The sequence below is a fragment of the Buchnera aphidicola (Protaphis terricola) genome, from assembly GCF_964059145.1.
GTDB classification, from domain to species: Bacteria; Pseudomonadota; Gammaproteobacteria; order Enterobacterales; family Enterobacteriaceae; genus Buchnera; species Buchnera aphidicola_BP.
The window spans coordinates 179414-202094 of the sequence record NZ_OZ060405.1; the positions used below are offsets into that span (position 1 = coordinate 179414).

Annotated in this window: 20 protein-coding genes, 1 other RNA gene and 1 pseudogene; 9 read left to right on the forward strand and 13 right to left on the reverse strand. The window is 22.7% G+C overall.

Translation table 11 applies throughout. The features are described 5' to 3' along the window. Window positions 1-4: 4 nt before the first annotated feature. The 4 genes from yfaE to gyrA all read right to left on the reverse strand — a co-directional run bounded on the left by yfaE (window position 5) and on the right by gyrA (window position 6313). A complete protein-coding gene (gene yfaE, locus AB4W67_RS00855) occupies window positions 5-265 on the reverse strand; it encodes a class I ribonucleotide reductase maintenance protein YfaE (protein ID WP_367682690.1) in 261 nt (86 codons plus the stop codon). After that, window positions 266-1396, reverse strand: a complete 1131-nt coding sequence (nrdB, locus tag AB4W67_RS00860; RefSeq protein WP_367682691.1) for a class Ia ribonucleoside-diphosphate reductase subunit beta — start codon at window positions 1394-1396, stop codon at window positions 266-268. It lies immediately after the preceding gene. Window positions 1397-1434: 38 nt separating this feature from the next. Next, window positions 1435-3723, reverse strand: a complete 2289-nt coding sequence (gene nrdA / locus AB4W67_RS00865; protein ID WP_367682692.1) for a class 1a ribonucleoside-diphosphate reductase subunit alpha — start codon at window positions 3721-3723, stop codon at window positions 1435-1437. A 70-nt stretch (window positions 3724-3793) separates the two neighbouring features. Next, window positions 3794-6313 carry a DNA topoisomerase (ATP-hydrolyzing) subunit A gene (gene gyrA, locus AB4W67_RS00870; RefSeq protein WP_367682693.1) on the reverse strand — a complete coding sequence of 840 codons (2520 nt, stop codon included), beginning with the start codon at window positions 6311-6313 and terminating at the stop codon, window positions 3794-3796. 223 nt (window positions 6314-6536) lie between these two features. On the opposite strand from gyrA, the gene AB4W67_RS00875 reads away from it, so the two are divergent. Continuing rightward, on the forward strand, window positions 6537-7241 hold the full coding sequence (locus tag AB4W67_RS00875; protein WP_367682694.1) for a DUF2076 domain-containing protein: 705 nt from the start codon (window positions 6537-6539) through the stop codon (window positions 7239-7241). Window positions 7242-7339: 98 nt separating this feature from the next. Here the strand turns inward: AB4W67_RS00875 and AB4W67_RS00880 are convergent, their stop codons facing one another. Then, window positions 7340-7936, reverse strand: a complete 597-nt coding sequence (locus tag AB4W67_RS00880) for a peroxiredoxin (RefSeq protein ID WP_367682695.1) — start codon at window positions 7934-7936, stop codon at window positions 7340-7342. Between the two features lie 63 nt (window positions 7937-7999). Here AB4W67_RS00880 and ung point away from each other — a divergent pair. Next, a pseudogene (gene ung / locus AB4W67_RS00885) lies at window positions 8000-8666 on the forward strand (uracil-DNA glycosylase). Between the two features lie 107 nt (window positions 8667-8773). Here the strand turns inward: ung and AB4W67_RS00890 are convergent. Beyond that, window positions 8774-9337, reverse strand: a complete 564-nt coding sequence (locus AB4W67_RS00890) for a nucleotide exchange factor GrpE (RefSeq protein ID WP_367682696.1) — start codon at window positions 9335-9337, stop codon at window positions 8774-8776. Between the two features lie 112 nt (window positions 9338-9449). Between AB4W67_RS00890 and nadK the strand changes: the two genes are divergently transcribed. Both nadK and bamE read left to right on the forward strand, forming a co-directional pair. Further along, the gene (gene nadK / locus AB4W67_RS00895; protein WP_367682697.1) at window positions 9450-10328 is read left to right on the forward strand and encodes an NAD(+) kinase; all 879 of its coding nucleotides are present in this window, start codon (window positions 9450-9452) and stop codon (window positions 10326-10328) included. A 35-nt stretch (window positions 10329-10363) separates the two neighbouring features. Then, a complete protein-coding gene (gene bamE / locus AB4W67_RS00900; protein WP_367682698.1) occupies window positions 10364-10705 on the forward strand; it encodes an outer membrane protein assembly factor BamE in 342 nt (113 codons plus the stop codon). Window positions 10706-10717: 12 nt separating this feature from the next. Here the strand turns inward: bamE and ssrA are convergent. Continuing rightward, window positions 10718-11083: a transfer-messenger RNA gene (gene ssrA / locus AB4W67_RS00905) on the reverse strand. A gap of 126 nt (window positions 11084-11209) precedes the next feature. Between ssrA and grxD the strand changes: the two genes are divergently transcribed. Continuing rightward, complete coding sequence (gene grxD, locus AB4W67_RS00910) at window positions 11210-11542, forward strand: Grx4 family monothiol glutaredoxin (protein ID WP_367682699.1); 333 nt, start codon at window positions 11210-11212, stop codon at window positions 11540-11542. Between the two features lie 103 nt (window positions 11543-11645). On the opposite strand, the gene rnt is transcribed toward grxD, so the two are convergent. Continuing rightward, on the reverse strand, window positions 11646-12308 hold the full coding sequence (rnt, locus tag AB4W67_RS00915) for a ribonuclease T (protein WP_367682700.1): 663 nt from the start codon (window positions 12306-12308) through the stop codon (window positions 11646-11648). A 256-nt stretch (window positions 12309-12564) separates the two neighbouring features. Between rnt and AB4W67_RS00920 the strand changes: the two genes are divergently transcribed. The 3 genes from AB4W67_RS00920 to ychF all read left to right on the forward strand — a co-directional run bounded on the left by AB4W67_RS00920 (window position 12565) and on the right by ychF (window position 14985). Then, the gene (locus AB4W67_RS00920; protein ID WP_367682701.1) at window positions 12565-13176 is read left to right on the forward strand and encodes a Fe-Mn family superoxide dismutase; all 612 of its coding nucleotides are present in this window, start codon (window positions 12565-12567) and stop codon (window positions 13174-13176) included. A gap of 130 nt (window positions 13177-13306) precedes the next feature. Next, the gene (gene pth, locus AB4W67_RS00925; protein ID WP_367682795.1) at window positions 13307-13840 is read left to right on the forward strand and encodes an aminoacyl-tRNA hydrolase; all 534 of its coding nucleotides are present in this window, start codon (window positions 13307-13309) and stop codon (window positions 13838-13840) included. Between the two features lie 56 nt (window positions 13841-13896). Continuing rightward, entirely contained in the window at window positions 13897-14985 is a 1089-nt protein-coding gene (gene ychF / locus AB4W67_RS00930; RefSeq protein ID WP_367682702.1) for a redox-regulated ATPase YchF, read from the forward strand. Between the two features lie 58 nt (window positions 14986-15043). On the opposite strand, the gene thrC is transcribed toward ychF, so the two are convergent. From thrC to thrA, 3 genes are read right to left on the reverse strand one after another with little or no spacing between them, the layout of a single operon-like run. Next, window positions 15044-16330: a threonine synthase gene (gene thrC, locus AB4W67_RS00935; RefSeq protein WP_367682703.1), complete on the reverse strand. Its 1287-nt coding sequence runs from the start codon at window positions 16328-16330 to the stop codon at window positions 15044-15046. 3 nt (window positions 16331-16333) lie between these two features. Further along, window positions 16334-17263 (reverse strand): homoserine kinase, encoded by a 930-nt coding sequence (thrB, locus tag AB4W67_RS00940; RefSeq protein WP_367682704.1) that lies wholly within the window; start codon window positions 17261-17263, stop codon window positions 16334-16336. Window positions 17264-17284: 21 nt separating this feature from the next. Next, window positions 17285-19732: a bifunctional aspartate kinase/homoserine dehydrogenase I gene (thrA, locus tag AB4W67_RS00945; RefSeq protein WP_367682705.1), complete on the reverse strand. Its 2448-nt coding sequence runs from the start codon at window positions 19730-19732 to the stop codon at window positions 17285-17287. 683 nt (window positions 19733-20415) lie between these two features. Between thrA and hpt the strand changes: the two genes are divergently transcribed. Beyond that, window positions 20416-20949 (forward strand): hypoxanthine phosphoribosyltransferase, encoded by a 534-nt coding sequence (gene hpt / locus AB4W67_RS00950; RefSeq protein ID WP_367682706.1) that lies wholly within the window; start codon window positions 20416-20418, stop codon window positions 20947-20949. A gap of 10 nt (window positions 20950-20959) precedes the next feature. On the opposite strand, the gene panC is transcribed toward hpt, so the two are convergent. Next, the gene (gene panC, locus AB4W67_RS00955; RefSeq protein WP_367682707.1) at window positions 20960-21817 is read right to left on the reverse strand and encodes a pantoate--beta-alanine ligase; all 858 of its coding nucleotides are present in this window, start codon (window positions 21815-21817) and stop codon (window positions 20960-20962) included. A 20-nt stretch (window positions 21818-21837) separates the two neighbouring features. Further along, window positions 21838-22629 carry a 3-methyl-2-oxobutanoate hydroxymethyltransferase gene (gene panB, locus AB4W67_RS00960; protein ID WP_367682708.1) on the reverse strand — a complete coding sequence of 264 codons (792 nt, stop codon included), beginning with the start codon at window positions 22627-22629 and terminating at the stop codon, window positions 21838-21840. Window positions 22630-22681: the final 52 nt, after the last annotated feature.

Here is a 22681-nt window from a genome sequence, read left to right on the forward strand (position 1 = left end):
TATTTTAAATTTTAATAATTATATTACTTATTGGTTTACAACAACATGGTAATATTTCATTTATTTTAAATAAAGCAGCCATTGGCTGTTTTATTAAATAAATTATATTACCTTTTAATATTTTAATACGACAAGTTCCACAATATCCAGATTTACATTGGCTTGCTATATATATATTATTTTTTTTTAATGTAGATAATAATGAGATATTTTTTTTATAAATAATTTTTTTTTTATTTATTATTTCAATAATATAATTATTCATTTATAATTTAAATTTTTTAAATTCGTGGTTAGATATTTCAGAATCAATTTGATTTACTAAATAAGAACTAATTTCTGTTTCTTGTGGTGCATTTTGTATATAATCAGAATTTAACCAAGAATCAATCCATGGAATAGGATTAGATTTTTTTTCAAAAGGCATTTTAAAACCTATCGCGTGCATTCTAATATTAGTAATGTATTCTATATATTGACATAATATATCTTTATTTAATCCTAACATAGAACCATCTTGGAATAAATATTCTGCCCATTTTTTTTCTTGTTCAGCAGCAGATATAAAAATTTGAGTAGCTATTTCTTTACATTCATTTGCAATATTATACATATTTTCATTATTTTTTTTATTATTTAAAAAATATAAAATATGTTGTGTTCCTGTTAAATGCAATGCCTCGTCTCTTGCGATTAATCTAATAATTTTTGCGTTTCCTTCCATAATTTCTCTTTCTGCGAATGCAAATGAACAAGCAAAACTAACATAAAATCTAATAGCTTCTAAAACATTAACACTGATTAGACAAAGATATAAATTTTTTTTTAATATGTTTAAATTAATATAAATTGTTTTTTTATTAATAGTATGATTGCCTTCGCCTAATAAATGCCAATAGCTTGTCATTTTAATTAGTTTATCATAATAAATAGAAATATCTTGAGCTCTATCGTTGATATTTTTATTATTAATAATATCATCAAAAATAATAGATGGATTATTAATAATATTTCTAATTATATGTGTATAAGATCTAGAATGAATTGTTTCTGAAAATGACCATGTTTCAATCCATGTTTCTAATTCAGGAATAGATATAATAGGAAGAAATGCAATATTTGGGCTTCTTCCTTGAATTGAATCAAGTAATGTTTGATATTTTAAATTACTAATAAAAATATGTTTCTCATGAGATGGAAGATTTTGAAAATCTATTCTATCTTGTGATAAATCTATTTCTTCTGGTCTCCAAAAAAAAGAAAGTTGTTTTTCAATTAATTTTTCAAAAATATTATATTTTTGTTGATCATATCGGGCTATATTAACAGATTGTCCGAAAAACATAGGTTCTATAAGTTGATTATTCTTTTTTTTTGAAAATGTTGTATAGGACACTTTTTTATACCTAAAAAATAAATTTTTTTTATGTTTTATTATATAATACAAGAACCACTTGTACAATTATCTTCTTTATTTCTTTCTAATACATCAAAATTATAACTTTCTTCAGCACCATCTCTAGTATTTTGGTAATATAAAGTTTTTATTCCTAATTTATATGATAAAAGTAAATCGTATAATAGTTGTTTCATTGGTATTTTTTCATTTAAAAATCGTTTTGGATCATAGTTAGTATTAACCGAAATAGATTGATCGATAAATTTTTGCATAATAGCTGTGAGTTCTAAATATCCAGTATTATTTGGTATATCCCAGAGTAATTCATATTGAGATTTTAATTTTTTATATTCAGGTACAACTTGTTTCAACATACCATCTTTTGATGCTTTAATACTAATAAACCCTCTTGGTGGTTCAATTCCATTAGTAGCATTTGAAATTTGAGAAGAAGTTTCCGATGGCATCAAAGCTGATAAAGTAGAATTTCTTAATCCATATTTTTTAATTTTTTTTCGTAGTAACTTCCAATTTAAATGCAAAGGTTCATGACATATTATATCTATATCTTTTTTATATGTATCAATTGGTAATTTACCTAAATAATAATTAGTTTGATTAAATAATATACATGCACCTTTTTCTTTCGCTAATTCACAAGATGCTTTTAATAAATAATATTGAATTGCTTCAAAAGTTTTATGTGTTAAATTTTTAGCGCTTCCATCTGAATAACGAACTTTATTTTTAGCTAAATAATATGCAAAATTAATTACACCTATACCTAAAGAACGTCTTGAAATAGAAGATTTTTTTGCGCATTTAATAGGGTAGCTTTGATATTCTAATATTTCATCTAATGCACGTACTGATAGTCTTGACAATTCTTTAAGTTCTTTTAAATTTTTTATTTTTCCTAAATTTAAAGCTGATAATGTACAAAGAGCTATTTCTCCATTTGTGTCATAAATATCATTGAGTGGTTTTGTAGGTAAGGTAATTTCTAAACATAAATTGGATTGTTTTATTGGTGCTACTTTTGGGTTAAAAGGACTATGTGAATTGCAATGATCTACGTTTTGTATATAAATACGTCCTGTAGAAGTTCTTTCACGCATAATTAGAGAAAATAAATCAATTGCTTTAATAGTTTTTTTTCTTATATTTTTATTTTTTTCATATTGAATATACATTTCTTTAAATTTTTTTTGATCAGAAAAAAATACTATATATAATTCTGGGACATCATGAGGGCTAAATAATGTAATATTTTGACCTGATAGCATTCTTTTATACATTAATTTATTAATTTGAACAGCGTAATCGAGATGACGTACTCTATTTTCTTCAATACCCCGATTATTTTTTAAAATTAATAAATTTTCAATTTCAAAATGCCATATTGGATAAAATATTGTTGCAGCACCTCCTCTAACACCTCCTTGTGAACAAGATTTAACTGCACTTTGAAAATGTTTATAGAAAGGAATACATCCTGTATGAAATGCTTCTCCATTTCGAATAGGGCTTCCTAAAGCTCTAATTTGACCAGCATTAATTCCAATTCCTGCTCGTTGTGAAACGTATTTTACAATACAACTAGTAGTTGCATTAATAGAATTTAGATTATCTGCGCACTCAATTAACACACAAGAGCTAAATTGACGAGTTGGTGTTCTTACACCAGACATAATTGGAGTAGGTAATGAGATTTTAAAAGTAGAAATTGCGTCATAAAAACGTTGTATATAATTCATTCGAATTGTTTTAGGATATTTAGAAAACAAGCATGCAGATATTAAAACATATAAAAATTGAGCGCTTTCATAAATTTTTCCAGTAATTCGGTTTTGTAGTAAATATTTTCCTTCTAATTGTTTTACGGCAGCATAAGAAAAATTCATATCACGATGATGATCAATAAAAGAATTCATTATTGTATATTCTTCATGGGAATAATCTTTTAATAAATTTTTATCGTATTTTCCTAGTTGAACTAATTTCTTTACATGTTTATATAATTTAGGAGGTTCGAATTGACCATATGCTTTTTTTCTAAGATGAAAAATAGAAAGTCTAGCAGCCATATATTGATAATCAGGTGTATCTTCAGAAATCAAATCTGCTGCTGCTTTTATGATTGTTTCATGTATATTAATAGTTGTTATATTATTATAGAATTGAATTCTTGATTTTAATTCTACTTGAGAAACAGAAATATCTTCTAGTCCATTAGAAGCCCAGTTTAAAACTTTATGAATTTTATCTAAATTAATTTGTTCTTTCCTTCCATTACGTTTAATTACAAATAGATTATTTTTCATATTTATTCAACTTATGTTATAAATATATGTTTTTAATTTTATTTTGTATTTAATTATTAATATATTTTTATTAGATATTATTTATAATAGGTTTAACAATTCTTTGTAAAGCAACAACTTTTTCGTTTTTTGATGTTCGTATTAAAATTACGCCTTGTGTGTTTCTTTTTAAAACTCCTATTTCTGAAACTCTAATTCTAACTAATGTTCCTGCATTGGTGATCATCATAATTTGATCTTTTTCTACAACTTGTATTGCCCCAATAATTTTTCCATTTTTTTTTGTTATTTTAATAGAAATTACCCCTTTTGTCGCACGTGATTTAATTGGAAAATCAGAAATTTTTGTTCGCTTACCATATCCATTATTAGTTGCTATTAAAATAGTTTCTTTTTGATGAGGAACAATTAATGAAACTACTTTATCATTTTTTATAATTTTAATACCTTTGACACCAGATGCAGTTCTTCCCATCGTTCTAACACTATTTTCTGAAAATTGAACTACTTTTCCATTTTGTGTAAATAACATAATATTATTATTTCCATTAGTTAATGCTACTCCAATTAATTGATCATTAGCTCTTAAATTAATAGCTATAATTCCAGCAGATCTAGGTTTTTGAAATTTTTTTAAAGAAGTTTTTTTAACTATACCTTGTTCAGTTGCCATAAAAATATAAAGATTATCTTTATATTTATTTACAGGTAAAATAGCTGTAATTCTTTCTTTATGATTTAATGGTAGTAAATTAACTATAGGTTTACCTTTGGCATGTCGGCTTGACTCTGGTAATTGATATACTTTCATCCAATATAAAATACCTCGACTTGAAAAACATAAAATCATATCATGTGTATTAGCTATTACTAAGTTTTGTATAAAATCTGCTTCTTTAATTTTAGCTGCAGATTTACCCTTTCCTCCTCTTTTTTGCGCATTATAATCTGAAATAGGTTGATATTTTACATATCCAGAATGAGAGAGTGTAACTACTACATCTTCTTGGTTTATTAAATCTTCGATACTAATATTATTATGATTTTCAGTAATTTCTGTTTTTCTTTTATCATGAAAATTACACTGTATAGATATTAATTCTTTTTTAATTACTGATAACATACGATGTGGATTTTTTAGTATTTCTTCTAGTTCGTTAATTTTTTTTATTAAATTATTATATTCTAAAGTAATTTTGTTTTGTTCTAAATTTGTTAATCGTTGCAAACGTAAATCTAAAATAGCTTGTACTTGTTTTTCAGTAAAATAGTAGTAATTAATTTTTTTATTTGATTTTTTTATTTTTGAAGTGTTCTGAATATGATATTTTTCATTATCATAAATCCATTTTTTTTCTATTATAAGTTTTTTTGCTTCTATTGAATTTTTTGAATTTTTTATTAAATTAATAATTGTATTTAAATTTATTAAAGCAACATTTAATCCTTCTAAAATATGACTTCTTTTAAGTGATTTTTTTAAGTCAAAAATACTACGACGTGTAACAACTTCTTTTCTGTGTAATATAAAAAATTTTATTATTTCTTTTAAAGATAAAGTTTTTGGTTGTCCCTGACATAATGCAACCATATTAATTCCAAAAGAAACTTGTAATTGTGTAAGAGAATATAATTGATTTAAAATAATTTCTGATAAAGCTTCTTTTTTTATTTCGATTACAATTCTCATACCATCTTTATCAGATTCATCACGTAAGGCTGAAATTCCTTCAATTCTTTTTTCTTTTACCAGTTCTGCTATTTTTTCTATTAAACGTGATTTATTAACTTGATAAGGAATTTCATAAAAAATAATACTTTCTTTATTATTTTTTTTATTTTTTTCAATTTTATTTCGAGCTCGAATGTAAATTTTTCCTTTTCCAGTTCGATATGCTTCTTCAATACCTGATTTTCCATTAATAATTCCATAAGTAGGAAAATCTGGACCTGGAATATATTTAATTAATTCTTCGATTGTAATATTATTATTTTCTATATATGCTAAACATCCATTAATTACTTCATATAAATTATGTGGGGGAATATTTGTTGCCATTCCAACAGCTATACCAGATGAACCATTAATTAATAAATTTGGTATTTTTGATGGTAATATTTCTGGAATATATTCAGTTCTATCGTAGTTAGGTAAAAATTCTACAGTATTTTTTTCTAAATCTGTTAATAATTCATGTGCAATTTTAGACATACGAATTTCTGTATATCTCATTGCTGCTGCAGCATCCCCATCTATTGAACCAAAATTTCCTTGACCATCTATTAACATATATCTTAATGAAAAATTTTGTGCCATACGTACTATTGAATCATATACAGCTGAATCACCATGTGGATGATATTTACCAATTACATCTCCTACTATTCTAGCAGATTTTTTATATGGTTTATTCCAATCATTATTTAATATATACATTGCAAATAATATTCTTCGATGAACTGGTTTTAAACCATCTCTAACATCAGGTAAAGCTCGACCTATTATGACAGACATAGCATAATCTAAATAAGAACTTTTTAATTCTTCTTCAATATTCACTTGTCTTATCTTTCGTGCAAGTTCTTTCATATAACTATTATCTCTTTTAAACTAATAAAATTAAGTAAAAATTATAACATAATTGATAACTCAGATGAACGTAAAGAAATAGATTATAAATTTAAAAATTTTTTATATTGTTTATTTTAAATGAAAGTATTAAAATAATAGTTAGTCAAAAATAATTCTTAAAATGTTGAATATTAAAAATAATATTTTTTCAATTTTAATTAATTAAATATGAGATTTTTTTATGAAAGATGAAGAAAAAAAATTAATAGAAAATTTATTTTATCGTTTAAAAAATGCTGAATTAAATTCTTCAGATCGTGATGATGGTGCAAATAATTTGATTCAAGATTTAGTAAAAAAGCAGCCATACTCTTCTTATTACATGGTTCAAACAATATTAATTCAAGAAACTGCAATTAAAAAATTAAGTTTAAAAATCGAAGAATTAGAAAATAAATTATCTACGATTGATATTAAAAATAAAAAGCCAAGTTTTTTATCTAGTTTTTTTAAAAAGGAACCTAATTCTTTAGAAAAATCTAATAGTATTTGGGAAAAAAATTCAAATATTCCAAGATCATGCAATCATATGCCAACTTCTACTTCAACTATAGGTCCTATAACAAATAATAGTAGCAGTGGTTTTCTTAAAAATGCATTACAAACTGCAACTGGTGTAGCAGGAGGGATGATTTTAGGTAATATGTTAATGAATATTTTTAACCATAGTAAACCGGAAGAAGAAATATTTGATACTATTAATAATGAACATGTAATATCTAATTTAGATCATGATGGATCTTATGATTATAATGATAATAGTTTGGTAGACTATAATGATCAAAATGACTTTGTAGATTCTGAAAATTTATCTAATTTTGATGAATATGAAAATACTAATGATATTAATGACATAAGTGATATTAACGATGATAATTTTATTTAATAATTTTTAAAAAATATAATAATTTTTTTCATTAAAATTTTTAATTCAAATAAAGCCAGCATATATTTGCTGACTTTAAAATAATTTTTTAAGTAATATTATGAGTAGTGTTTATTTAAATATGAAGAAACTCCTTCTACAGAAGTTTGTATACCGTCTTTTCCTGGTTTCCAATTAGCTGGACAAACTTCTCCATATTTATTATGAAATTCTATAGCATCTATCATACGTATTATTTCATTAATATTACGTCCGAATGGAAGATCATTAATTGTTTGGTGGCGAACAATCCAATTTTTATCAATTAAAAATGAGGCTCTTAGTGCTACATTTAATTCTGGATGCTCAATACCGTAGGATTTTTGAATTTCATGTTTTATATCAGAAATCATAGGAAATTTAATTTTTCCAATTCCTCCATTTTTAGGGAGTGTTTTTTGCCATGCTTGATGTACAAACACGCTATCAATAGATACACCTACAATTTTTACATTTCTTTTTTTAAATTCTTCATAAGATTTATTAAATTCTATAATTTCAGAGGGGCATACAAAAGTAAAGTCCATTGGCCAAAAAAATAAAACAATTGCTTGACCTTCAGAATATTTTTTTAGATCAAAAATATTTGTAATTTTTCCATTATCTAAAACTGCTGGAGCTTGAAAATTTGGTGCTTTTTTTGTTACTAATATCATATTTTTTTCCTTTTATTTTATTAAATATTAATTATATTTTTTTAATTTTAGAGAGAATTTATTATGAAAAATAGTTTAACTTGGAAAAAACTTTTATCTCAAGAAAAAAAAAAAATATTTTTTGGATATTATTAATTATATTAAAAAAGAACGTTTAAAAAAAATAATATATCCATCTTCAAAAGATGTATTTCATGCTTTTTTTCTGACTCCATTTGAGAAAATAAAAGTAGTTATTATAGGACAAGATCCTTATTTTTCAAAAAATCAAGCACATGGTTTAGCATTTTCGGTACTTAAAAAAAAAACTATACCATCTTCTTTAAAAAATATATATAAAGAATTAAATAATGATTTTAAAAAAAATTATATATTTCCTCATGGTTGTCTTGAAAATTGGGCTTATCAAGGTGTTTTTTTATTAAATACTATTTTAACTGTTGAATCAGGAAAACCAAAATCCCATAATCATATAGGGTGGGAAACGTTTACTAATAAAGTTATTTTTTATATTAGTAAATATAAAAAATCTATTATATTTTTACTTTGGGGAAAAAACGCACAAAAAAAAATTAATTTAATTGATATTAATAAGCATTATATTTTAACAGCACCACATCCTTCTCCATTTTCAGCGCATCGAGGTTTTTTAGGATGCAAACATTTTTCTAAAACTAATAAAATATTAGTGAAATGTAAAAAAAAAGAAATTAATTGGTTTGACATTTAATTTTAAAAAAATAATTTATTTAAAAAATAGAAAAAATTTTTTAATATTTTTTCTATTTTTATTTATTAAAATATTAATAACGTTTTTAATTGAAATTAAAAAATATTTTAAGTTTTAGAAAGTATAATAGAAGCTTTTCTAAGTATAATATTTTTAAAGATAAATCCCTTTTGTTTTACTGAAACAACATGATTAGGTTTTGTTTTATTTGAATTTTCAGTTAATATAACATGATGAATTTTTGGATTAAATATTTCATTTTTTTTATCTTCTATTTTTAATCCAAATTTATTTGTTATTTTAAGCAAAGATTTCAGTGTTAACTGTATTCCTTGTATTAAGGTATCATGTTCCATTTTTTTTTCTTTAGAATAAGACAATATTTCTTCTAAAATATCTATAACAGGTATAATTTCTCTAAAAAATTGTTCTTTTTTTATATTTTTTATATTTTTTATTTCAATTTCTGTATTTTTTTTAATATTTTCTATATTTGCTAAATGTCTTAATTTTATGTCATTTATTTTTTTTTTATTATTCGATAAATCTGTTTTTAATTGATTTATATTTATTTTTTTAGGTTGTGTATCTTCTTGAATTATATCATTTTTATTTTTTTTATGTTGCGTTTTAGTATTTTTTTCTTTTGTTTGTTTTTTTTCAGTATCCATAATGTCACCTTTTTAAATATTATTAACTAGTTAAATATAAATTCTTTTTTTATAACTTTCAAGTTGATTCATATATGGATAAATATATATTTTAATTAGGGATTTAAATAGAATGAAACAATATTTTAATTGTATTGGTATTGTTGGTTATCCTCGTCATTCTAATGCATTTTTAACACATGAGACGCTTTATAAATGGTTAATTAAAAGAGGTTATAAAGTTTTTATTGAATATAATATTTCTAAAAAATTAAAATTAATACAACCAAATACAGCGACTTTATTAGAAATTGGTAAACTTTGTGATTTAGCTATCGTAATTGGTGGAGATGGAAATTTATTATCTGCAGCACGTGTTTTATCATATTTTAATATTAATATTATTGGTATTAATCAAGGTAATTTAGGGTTTTTAACAGATCTTAATCCTGATAATCGTTTTAAAAAATTATTAGAAGTTTTGTCTGGTGATTATATAATAGAACGACGATTTTTATTAGATACTAAAATTTATCATAAAAAAAAACTTTACAAATCGAGCATTGCTATTAATGAAGTGGTCTTGCATCCTAAAAATGTTGCTCATATGATAGAATTTCAGGTTTATATTGATAAAAAATTTGCATTTTCACAACGTTCTGATGGTTTAATTATTTCAACTCCAACTGGATCAACAGGTTATTCATTATCTGCAGGAGGTCCAATTATATCTACATCTTTAGAAGCAATATTATTAATACCTATGTTTCCTCATACTCTTTCAGCTAGACCTTTAGTAATTAGAAGTGATAGTCTGATTTGTTTAAAATTTTCTCATTTAGAAAAAAATTTAAAAATTAGTTGTGATAGTCAAATTGTTTTGCCTGTTAATAAAAATCAATATGTTTTAATTCGTAAAAGCAACTATTATTTAAATCTTATCCATCCTAAAAGTTATAATTATTTTCAAACTTTAACTTCAAAATTAAATTGGTCTAAAAAATTTTTTTAAATAATTTAAAAATATTTTATAATAGGAAGTAATTAATGAGTATACGAATTTTTATATTATTATTAATAACTTTTTTATGTACTAGTTGTTCTTTTCTAAAAGGTCAAAACTATTCTTCTGAAGAATATTATTCAGATGATATGAATGAATTTTATATGAATTTAAAGAATTTTAAAAAAAAATACAAAGGTATGACAAGAGAACAAATAATTTATATTTTTGGTTATCCAATTATTTCTGATACTTTTAGTGATTCGTATCATTATATTTTTTATAAAAAATGTAAAATTAGTAGATGTAAAAAAGAAATATTAAATATTTTTTTTAATAATGATAAAGTTATTGATTTTAATATAAGGGAATTAGAAAATTTTTAATTTTAAAAATTTTTGGAGCTGGCGGGATTTGAACCCGCGTCCAAAATTTCTATAAATAAAGATACTACATGCTTATTTTTTCAAAAAAATTCATTTCCTAATTTGGAAAAAATCATTTTAGGAATATAGCTTGAAAATTTTTTCGCTCAACTGTCAAGCTTAGTTGATACGTTTTCTCTTTTTAAATAACCTTTAATAACATCTCATTAATAAAAGAGGTAATTTTGAGATTAAAGGGCATTATACAGTATTTTAAGCTGCTAATGCGTAGTTTTGTTTGTTATTTGTATCTATTTTTTTACGGCTTTTATCGAGGCAAACCGTTCCTCGGCATGCACTTTATTTTTTTGATAATCTTGTCGAATCCAAAACAGCCCCGTAATAATATATCATTAGAAAAAATAATTTATTAATTAGTATTACAAAAAAAAATAAAATTGTCTATAAAATATTTTAAAATAGTTTATAGTAAAAAAGATCAATTTTTTAAAGTTGGAAATATTTATGAATATAATTAAAAAATTAGAACGTCAAATTAAAGATAATATTATTTTGATTTATATGAAAGGAACACCGAGCTCTCCAAGTTGTGGATTTTCTGCTCAGGCAGTTCAAGCATTATCTGCATGTGGTGAAAAATTTGCATATGTAGATGTTTTAGAAAATACAGATATTAGAAAAGAACTACCTAAATATTCAAATTGGCCTACTTTTCCACAATTATGGGTAGATGGTAAATTAATAGGAGGTTGTAGTATTATATTAGAAATGTTAAATAATGGAGAATTACAAACATTAATATCTAAAACAGTTCAAAAATATAAGAAAGATAATTAATTTTTTTTAAAAAAGATATGACATTTATAATAAATATATTTTAAATTAATGTCATATCTTTTTATTTAAAAAAATAATGATTTTTTTTAAAAAGTAATATATTTTAATATGTAGAAATATTTTTATTTTCTTTAAGGTTTATTGGCCATCCACCTAAGCGTTTCCAACGGTTTACTAGTTCACAAAAAAGGTTTGCAGTTTGCAAGCTATCATAAAGCGCAGAATGTGCTTGATTATTATCAAATGTTAATCCAATAGCTTTACATGCTTTTGCAAGAACTGTTTCTCCTACAACTAACCCACTTAGAGCTGCTGTATCAAATGTAACAAATGGATGAAATGGATTTTGTTTTGTTTGTACTCTCTGTATTGCAGCCATTAAAAAATTATGATCAAAGCTAGCATTGTGAGCAACTATAATACCTTTACTACAACCTTCAATTTTAATTCCATTTTCTACTGTTTCTAATATTGATTTAATTGCTAATTTTTCGCTAATAGCACCACGTAATGGATTAAATGGATCTATTTTATTAAAAGCAATTGCATCAGAATTAATAGTGGAACCTTTAAACGGTTCGATATGAAAATGAAATGTGTTTTCTTTATGCAACCATCCTAATTTATCCATTTTTAATGTAATTAAAGCAATTTCTAACACTGCATCAGTTTTAGGATTAAAACCAGCTGTTTCTATGTCGATAACTACAGGATAAAAGCTACGAAATCTGCTATTTAATAAATTAAATTTTTGCGTGATAGACATTTACATCTCATTTTTTAGAATCTATGATATTAATTTTATAGAAAATTTATTTAAATTTATTTTTTAATTTTATTATTTAAATAATAATTTTAAAAGTGGTAATAAAAAAATTATTTTTATTTTATAATTTATTATGATTCTTGTTTATTATTTAGTAAGTGTACTATAATTTACTTGAATATTTAATACGAAATTTTTAATTTAATTTATATATATTATTTTATATTTAATTTTTTTTAATTAATAGGAAAATAAAATGAGTTATTTATTACCTGTTTTACCTTACTCATATGATGCTTTAGAACCTTATTTTGATGAACAAACAATGAAAATTCATCATACAAAACATCATCAAAATTATATTAATAATACTAATATTATTTTAAAAAATACTGCTTTTTCATCTCTGACAATTGAAGAGCTAATGTCTATATTTAATGAAATAAGTTTAGAAAAGAAAACTGCTTTACGTAATAATGCAGGAGGTCATATAAATCATAGTCTTTTTTGGAATTCTTTAAAAATTGGCACTATATTAAATAATAGTATAAAATCAGAATTAGATAAACATTTTGGTAGTTTTGAAGGTTTTAAAAATATATTTGAAGAAATAGCTATGAATCATTTTGGTTCAGGTTGGGTATGGTTAGTAAATCAAAATGGTATACTTAATGTTGTTTCTACTGCAAATCAAGATAATCCATTAATGGGAAAAATAATATCAAACACTTATGGTGAACCAATTTTAGGTTTAGATATTTGGGAGCATGCTTATTATTTAAAATATCAAAATAGAAAATTAGATTATATTAAAGCATTTTGGAATGTAGTAAATTGGGATGAAATAGATAATCGTTTACAAAAATAGTTTTTATATATAATTTTATTTTTTAATTAAATTATTTAAATTTTATTTTAAAAACATATAATATACATTATTATATGTTTTTAAAAAATTAAAGAATTACTAAAGGATTATTTTTTTGACTGCTATTAAAATGATTGTTGGATTATCTAATCCTAAAAATAAGTATCATAAAACACGTCATAATGTTGGTTCTTGGTATATTTATTCTTTAGCAAAATATTTTTCTGCATACTTAAAAGAAGAAAAAAAATTTTTTGGTTTTATTACATTTATTAATATTAATTCAAATAAAATTAGATTATTTGTACCTAATATTTTTATGAATATTAATGGTGAAGTAATTTATAAAGTAGCTTCTTTTTATCGGATTTATTTAAATGAAATATTAGTAGTACATGATGATTTAGACTTAGAAGTTGGAAAATCAAAATTAAAATATAGTTATGGACATGGTGGTCATAATGGATTAAAAAGTATTATAAATAATTTTAATAAAAAAATTAATTTTTATAGATTTAGAATTGGTATTGGTCGACCTAAAAATAAAAATGAAATATCATCTTTTGTGCTTTCATCACCTATATCTGAAGAAAAAAATTTAATTAAAATATCTATTCAACATGCTATAAAAAAAACTCATATATTATTAAATACTAATTTTTAATTAAATATGTTTTTTAATATAAAATATTAATGTCTATTTTTTAAGGTTATATACATATGAGTTTTAAATGCGGTATTATAGGGCTTCCAAATGTTGGAAAATCTACTTTATTTAATGCACTTACAAAAAAAAATGCTACAGTTGCCAATTTTCCATTTTGTACTATTAAACCTAATGTTGGAATTGTTTTAGTGCCTGATTTTAGAATTGAAGAGCTTGCTAAAATTATTTTTCCTAAAAAAATAGTACATGCATATATAGAATTTGTAGATATTGCTGGTTTAGTAAAAAATGCATCTAAAGGCGATGGATTAGGTAATCAATTTTTAACTAATATTAAAGATACACAAGCTATTATACATGTAGTTCGTTGTTTTAAAGATAATAATATCATTCATATTTATAATGAAATTAATCCAAAAAACGATGTAGAAATTATCAATTCTGAACTTATATTATCTGATTTTGATATATGTCAAAAATCTATAACAAGGTTAGAAAAAAATTTTAAAAACAATGTAAAACAAATAGATAAAAAGTTAATTATTTTAAAAAAATGTCTAAATCATTTAAAAAAATTTTTAATGTTAAAAACATTAAATTTAAATACCTTTGAAAAACAACTGATTCATGAGTTTCGTTTTTTAACTTTAAAACCAACTATATATGTTGCAAATATCAATGAAAATAAAGAATCTTTAATTTTTTTAAATCAGTTATATGAAGTTGCAAAGAAAGAAAATTCAATGGTTATTCCAATTTTTTCTAATTTAGAATTAGATTTAATTAAAATGAATATAGAAGAACAAAAAGATTTTATGAAAGCTTTTAATATAAAATATTTAGGTTTGAATAAAGTTATTGAATTTGGTTATAAAATACTTAATTTAATAACATTTTTTACAGTTGGTGTTAAAGAAATTCATGCTTGGTCAATACCTGAGGGTAGTACAAGTATTCAAGCTGCTCATAAAATACATAGTGATTTTAGTAAAGGTTTTATTCGTGCTCAAATTATTAAATATTCAGATTTTATTAAATATAAAAGTGAAATTAAATTAAAAGAGATGGGAAAATGTAAAATAGAAGGAAAAGATTATAAAATGAAAGATGGTGATATTGTTAATTTTTTATTTAATATTTAAAAATAATTTAATTTTTACTTAGAGAGGAGGAGAATAATTATCCTCTCTAATTTTTTTATTAATTTAATAAAAATTTTTTAAGTATATTAAAATTTGGATCAATATTATGAGATAATAATGGTAAATTAATTCGGTTATTAATCTCATCTGGTAATTTAATATTATTATTTAAAATTTCTTCAACAGTATCTTTAAATTTTGATGGATGCGCAGTTCCTAGAAATAAACCATATTCATCTTGTTTTAATTGATCATTTAATAATCGATATGCAATTGCAGCATGTGGTTCAGATACATATCCTAGTTTAAAAAGTTCTTTAATTGTTTTTTTTGTAGTTATATCTGATACACTTCCAAATCTTAAATTTTTTAAATTCCAATTATTTCTATTAAATATTTCTTCAATTCTAGGCCAGTTATTTGGTTGACTAATATCCATAGCATTAGAGATAGTTGAGATAGTTTTTTTTGGTTCCCATTTTTTAGTTTTTAAAAATCTTGGGACAGTATCATTAGAGTTTGTACATGCTATGAAAGATTTAATTGGAAGACCTAAAGATTTAGCTAATAATCCAGCAGTTAAATTTCCAAAATTCCCGCATGGAACAGAAATAACTAAATTCTTTCTTTGATCTTTTGAAATTAATGAAAAAGCTTCAAAATAGTAACATATTTGTGCTAATAAACGACTAATATTAATAGAATTTGCTGAATTTAAGCCAATAAATTTTTTTAATTTTTTATCGTTGAAAGCTGTTTTAACTAAATTTTGGCAATCATCAAAACTACCATTAATTGATATAGTTGTAATATTTTCTCCTAAAGTACAAAATAGTTGTTCTTGTAATAAGCTAATTTTTCCTTTAGGGTATAGAATAATTACTCGAATATTTTTCATTTTATAAAATGCATGTGCAACTGCTGCACCAGTATCTCCTGATGTTGCAGTTAAAATAGTACAAGATTCATTTTTTTTATTTAAAGAAAATATCATTTGAGCCATAAAACGAGCACCAAAATCTTTAAATGCTAATGTTGGACCATGAAATAACTCAAAGCAACTTATATTTTTTTTTATTTTAACTTTTAATGGTTTTTGAAATGAAAATGCTTTTTTTACATGCTCATATAGTATTTTTTTAGATATTTCACCATTAATAAATTTATCAAGTATTTCAGTACTTCTTGTAATAAAATCCATTTCTAATATTTTTGATAATTCAAAAGGTGTTATAACTGGTATTTTTACTGGAAAAAATAAACCTTGTTGCTCTCCTAAACCAAGTTTTATAGCAGTTTCAAAGTTCACTTGTTCACAATGATTTTTTAAATTATAAAGTTTCATTTTTTATCCTATTTTTCTAGCACCTTTCGTATCTATATAACAAATATGAACAAATCCTGTGTCGTTTTGTAGATAGTTTTTTGTTAACCATAAAGATATTTTTTGAGCAATTTTAATATTTTCTGAAATAGCAAAGATAGTAGGCCCTGATCCAGATATTCCGCAACTTATTGCTCCTAATTTTTTAATTTTTTCTTTATTTTTTAAAAAATTAGGTAATAATTTACTTCGATATGGTTCTGCTATAAATTCTTGCATATATTTTGCTGCTAAATTAGATTGATTAGTATATGATGCATGAATAAAACTTGCTAAATAACGGCTATTTTTAATACAAATATCTCTTGTGTAATTATTAGGTAAAATTTTTCTTGCTTCTGCAGTAGATAATTTTATTCCCGGCCATGCTATTATCCAAAACCAATTTTTAAAATGTGGAATTTTTTGGCTAATGATATTATAATCTTCCAAGATTAATTGAATCCCTCCAAGATATGATGGAGCTACATTATCATAATGAATTCCTCCTGATATTTCTCCTTCTACTTCACCCATAAGTAATAGCAGTTCTTTTGAATTTAATGGAGTATTAAATATTTCATTAATTGCAACTAGAGTTGCAACTATAGAACAAGCACTAGATCCTAATCCTGAACCAATAGGTAAATTTTTTTCTAAAATTATAGAAACAGGAATATTTTTTTTTATTTTTTTACAAAATTTAGACCAACATTTCCAAACAATATTATGTTGATTATTTATTGGTAATTGATTAGAAAAAATTCCTCTATTATTTAGTTGGAAATTTTGAGATAGTTTAATTGTAATAAGATCACCTAAGAAGTAACCATTTATAGGTTTTATGGCTGCACCTAGAATATCAAATCCAACTCCAATATTACCAATGGAAGCTGGTGCATAAATTTTAATCATTGCCGTACTCCACACTGACGTTTATAATATTATACGTAGTAGGTCTGAAAATACTCCAGAGGCAGTAACATTGTTACCAGCACCATATCCTCTTAATACAAGAGGAATTGGTTGATAATAATTTGTATAGAATGTCAGTGCATTTTCGCCATTTTTTACTTTATATAATGGATGTTTCTTATGAATTTGTTTGATTTTTACTGAACATTTTCCTTTTTTTTCTATTGTTCCAACAAATCGTAATACGTTGCCTAAACTTTTTGCTTTTTTTACTATTTGATTAAATTTACAGTCTATTTTTTTTATTTTATTTAAAAGTTCTTTAGTATCTTGATATTTCTTAAAAAAGTCAGGTAATATTGGTTCAATTTGAATATCTTTTAATTCTATTGAATATCCGATTTCACGAGCTAGAATTAATAATTTTCTTGCAACATCTATTCCTGATAAATCATCATATGGATTAGGCTCAGTAAATCCTAGTTGTTTAGCTTCTTCAATAGCTTTTGATAATAAAATACCTTCTTCTAATCTACCAAAAATAAAAGATAAAGAACCAGATAGAATACCTTGAAAACAAATTAGATTATCACCTGTATTAAATAGATTTTGTAATGTTTGTATAACAGGTAATCCTGCTCCAACATTAGTTTCATATAAAAATTTTTTATTAGTTTTTAACATAGTTCGTCTAATATTATTATAATATTCTAATGAATTAGTATTTGCTTTTTTATTGGATGTAACTACATTTAATCCTAGTGAAAGAAAATTAGTATATTGTTTTGATAAATTTTCGTCTGCGGTGCAATCAATTAAAACAGAATTTAAAAAATTGTTATTTTTTAATAATTGATTTAATATTTCAAGATTAAATTTATTTGTTGATTCTTGTAGGTTTTTTTCCCAATTTTTTAGATCAATAAAGTTATCTGAAAATAATATTTTTTTGGAGTTAGCAATAGCATTAATTTTAATTTCTATATTTTTATTATGTAAAAATTTTTTTTGTTTTAATATTTGTTTTATTAAAGCTTTTCCTACTCCACCTGCTCCAATTAAAAAAACATTTATAATTTTTTTGTTATAAAATAATATATTATGAACATTTTGAAGATTTTTAAATATGTTTTTTTTATCAATTACTATTGATATGGAATGTTTTGAAGAACCTTGCGCAATTGAAAATATATTAATATTAGGATGATTTAAAGCAGAAAAAATTTTTGATATAATATTGTTTTTTTTATAAATATTCAAACCAATAACAGATAAAATAGATATATTATTATTAATATTCATATTATCTAATAATTTGTTTTCTAATTCTAATTTAAATTCTTGTTTGAATAAAGATAGAATTTTTTCTTGATCTTTTTTAAAAGTACAAAAACTAAAATTATTTTTTGAAGAAGATTGAGTTATTAAGATAATATTAATGCTTTTTTCTGTAAGTATTTTATTTATTCGAATAAATATATTATTTGTTTTTTTTAATATAGAACCAGATATTGTATACATAGTAACATTATCTAAATTAGTTACACCTTTTAAAGATGTTTTATTTAAATTTTTTGTTTTACAAATTAATGTACCCTTAGATTTTATATTAGAAGTATTTTTAATAACGCATGGGATATTAAAATTTTCAAGTGGTTCAATAGTTCTTGGGTGTAATACTTTAGCTCCAAAATAAGATAGTTCTCTTGCTTCTTCATATGATATAGATTTTAATAAGGAAGTATTAAATATTTTCTTTGGATCCGAAGTAAATACTCCATCAACATCTGTCCATATTTCACATATTCTTGCTTTTAAACAAACAGCTAATATTGCAGCAGAATAATCTGATCCATTACGCCCTAATACTACTACTTCATTTTTTTTGTTACCTGCAATAAAACCTGGCATTAAAATAATATCGTTATTATTTATATTTATTTTTTTTATATTTTTCTTAGATTCATTAATATTAACTATTGAATTCAAGTAACTTCCTATAGATACAAGGTTTTTTACAGGATTAATAATAGTAACTTGATGATTTAGGGATTGTAATATATTTTTCATAATACAAATAGACAGTATTTCTCCTCGAGAAATTATTATAGCTTTAGTACTTTCAGGACATTTTTTTAATGATATAATATTATCTATAATTTTTTTTAATTCGTTAAACTCTTTTATAATTGTTTTTTTTGTTTTTTCATAGTTAAAATAAGATATTATTTTTTTTATATTTTTTATAATTTCAATAAATATATTTTTTGAAAGATTAGCATATTCTAATAGTTGTTTAGTATTAGTATTATTTTCAGAAATTTTTACTAGATAATTAGTTACTTTAGCAGGAGCTGAAAGAACTATTGCAATTTGTTCATTTATTTGATTTTTTTCTATAATATCAGCTACACATAAAAACTTTTTTGCGTTAGCTAGTGAGGTTCCACCAAATTTTAATAGTTTCATATTTTATGAATCCTTAAATTTATTTCATAAAAACTCGAATTAATTTATCATTAGTTTTTTTATTGAAAATATCTTGCTCCTAGAATATATGTATATTTTATTATTTAATGGAATAGTTATTTTTTAATAAGATTATGAATAGATATTTGTTTTATATCCTGAGAGGTAAAATCGTTAATAAGTAATAGTTACGTTAATAAGTAATAGTTAATATTTAAATGAATTTAATTAATGTATTAGATATTTTTAATAAGAATTAAATTTTAAATTAAGAAAATATATTATCATTATTAAATTTATATTTTATTTTATTAATTTTATCATATATTTAGTTAATTATTTTTTAATCAAATTAAAAAAATAATATTTTATTAAAAAGTTTTTTATATTGATTAAAACATTTTAAACAATCATATTATTTATCCGCATGAATTCCTTAATAAGATTATATAAAATATATTTTTATATAAAAATCATTTTTTAAATAATGTAAGAAATAAACATTTTTTAAGTATAATAAATTTTTTATATCATAATGATTATTACTATTGCAATAGTTTAAAAATAAATATTTTAATTTTTAAATTTTTTAAAAAATATTATTTATAATATTTTTAATAAAAATCAATAAAATATTTTTTTAGTATAATTAAACTATATAAATTATAAAATTAGTTGATATTATGAAACATATTATTAAAGTTATTTTTTCTGAAAAAGAGTTAAATATTCGTGTACGTGAACTAGGTCAAGAAATTACTAAAAAATATAAAAATAGTTCAAATAAAATGATATTAATTGCTTTATTACGTGGTTCATTTGTATTTATAGCAGATTTATGTCGAAGTATAAAAGTTGAGCATGAAGTTGATTTTATGACAACATCTAGTTATGGACGCGGTATTATATCCAGTGGTGATGTAAAAATTATTAAAGATTTAGATGAGGATATATATAATAAAAATGTTTTAATTGTTGAAGATATTATTGATTCTGGAAAGACTTTAAGCAAAGTATTAGGTATTTTAAAATTAAGAAATCCGAAATCTTTATCAATTTGTACACTTCTAGATAAGCCTGAATGTCGAGAAGTAAATATTAATGTTGATTTCATAGGTTTTTCAATACCTGATGATTTTATGGTTGGTTATGGAATAGATTATGCTCAATGTTATCGTTATTTACCATATATTGGAAAAGTAGTATTTAAGAAATAAAAATTTTTTATTAGTTAGGTAATATAAATTTTTTATTATCAATTAAACGAGTTTTACCTAACCAAACAGATGCTAGAAGAATATTTATTTTATTTTTTATAGAGAAATTATCAAGTGTTTTTGCGTTATATACATTAAATATATCGATTAAAAAACCATTTTTTATTAGGTTTTTTTTTGAATTAAGAATAATAGTGTTTATTTTTTTTCCTTTAGTATGAATAATATTATTAATAGTTGTATTTATAGTTTTATATAATAAAGGAGCTTTTTTAAGTTCTAAATTATTTAAATATTTATTTCTTGAACTAAAAGCTAATCCAGTTTTTAATCGAATAGTGGGTAAACTGATAATTTTGATAGGATAATTAAGTTCTTTAACTACAGTTTTTATAATTAACAACTGTTGATAATCTTTTTCACCAAAAAATGAAAAATTAGGTTGTATTAAATTAAATAATTTCCCAATTATTGTAGTAACTCCTATAAAATGACCAGGTCTTGATTGGCCTTCAATAATTTTAGATAACTTAGGAACTTGAATATATGTATGTTTTTTAAAACCATTAGGATAAATTTCAGATATTTTAGGAATAAAAACAATGTCTACGTTTTCTTTTTTTAAAATTTTTAAATCTTTTGATAAAGTTTTAGGATATTTTTTAAAATCTAATAAATTTTCAAATTGCATAGGATTAATAAATATACTTACTACTAAAATATCAATATATTTTTTAGATAATAACATTAATTGAATATGGCCTTCGTGAAGATTTCCCATTGTAGGTATTAATCCTATTATTTTTTGTTTTTTTTTAAGTAGTTGAATTTCTTTATATAAAATATTTATTTTTTTTATTATATTCATAATTTTCTTATTTTATTTTTTTAAAAACTATATTTTTGATTAGGAAAAATACCTTTTTTTACTTCATCAATATATGTTTGAATTGCATTTTGAATACTTCCACTTTGAGATAAAAAGTTTTTTACAAATTTTAATTTTTTTCCTTCAGTTATTCCTAATATATCTTGCATAACTAGTATTTGACCATCGGTATATCTTCCTGCTCCTATTCCAATTACTGGAATAGACAATTTTTCAGTAATTATTTTAGCTAATACAGAAGGAATACATTCAAGTACTAACATTTTAATTCCTGCATCTTCAAGTAATAATGCGTCTTCTATTATTTTTTTTGCACTTTTTTCTGTTTTTCCTTGTACTTTATATCCATTTAAATAGTTTATATATTGTGGAGTTAATCCTATGTGCCCACATACTAATATAGATCTATTAGATAATTCTTTGATAATATTAATTAAATGTTTGCCACCTTCAATTTTAATCATATTAGCGCCAGACTGAATAATTTTAGCGGTATTTTTTAAAGCTTGATTAACTTGATAATATGACATAAATGGTAAATCAGATATTAAAAAAACATTTGGAGCTCCTTTTCTTACTGCTTTTGTGTGATATTCAATATTTTGAATAGTTACAGGTATTGTTGAATTATGTCCTTGTATAGTCATTCCAAGAGAATCTCCAACAAGGATAACTGGAATACCTTGGTTTGCGAATAATTTAGAAAAACTAAAATCATAAGCCGTAATAGCAGCAAATTTATTCTTTTTAGTTTTCCAATTTTGCAATGTATCAATATGTATAGCTGTCATATCAAACCTAATTTTAATAAGTTAATTTTTTTAAAAATACGAGTAAAAAAGG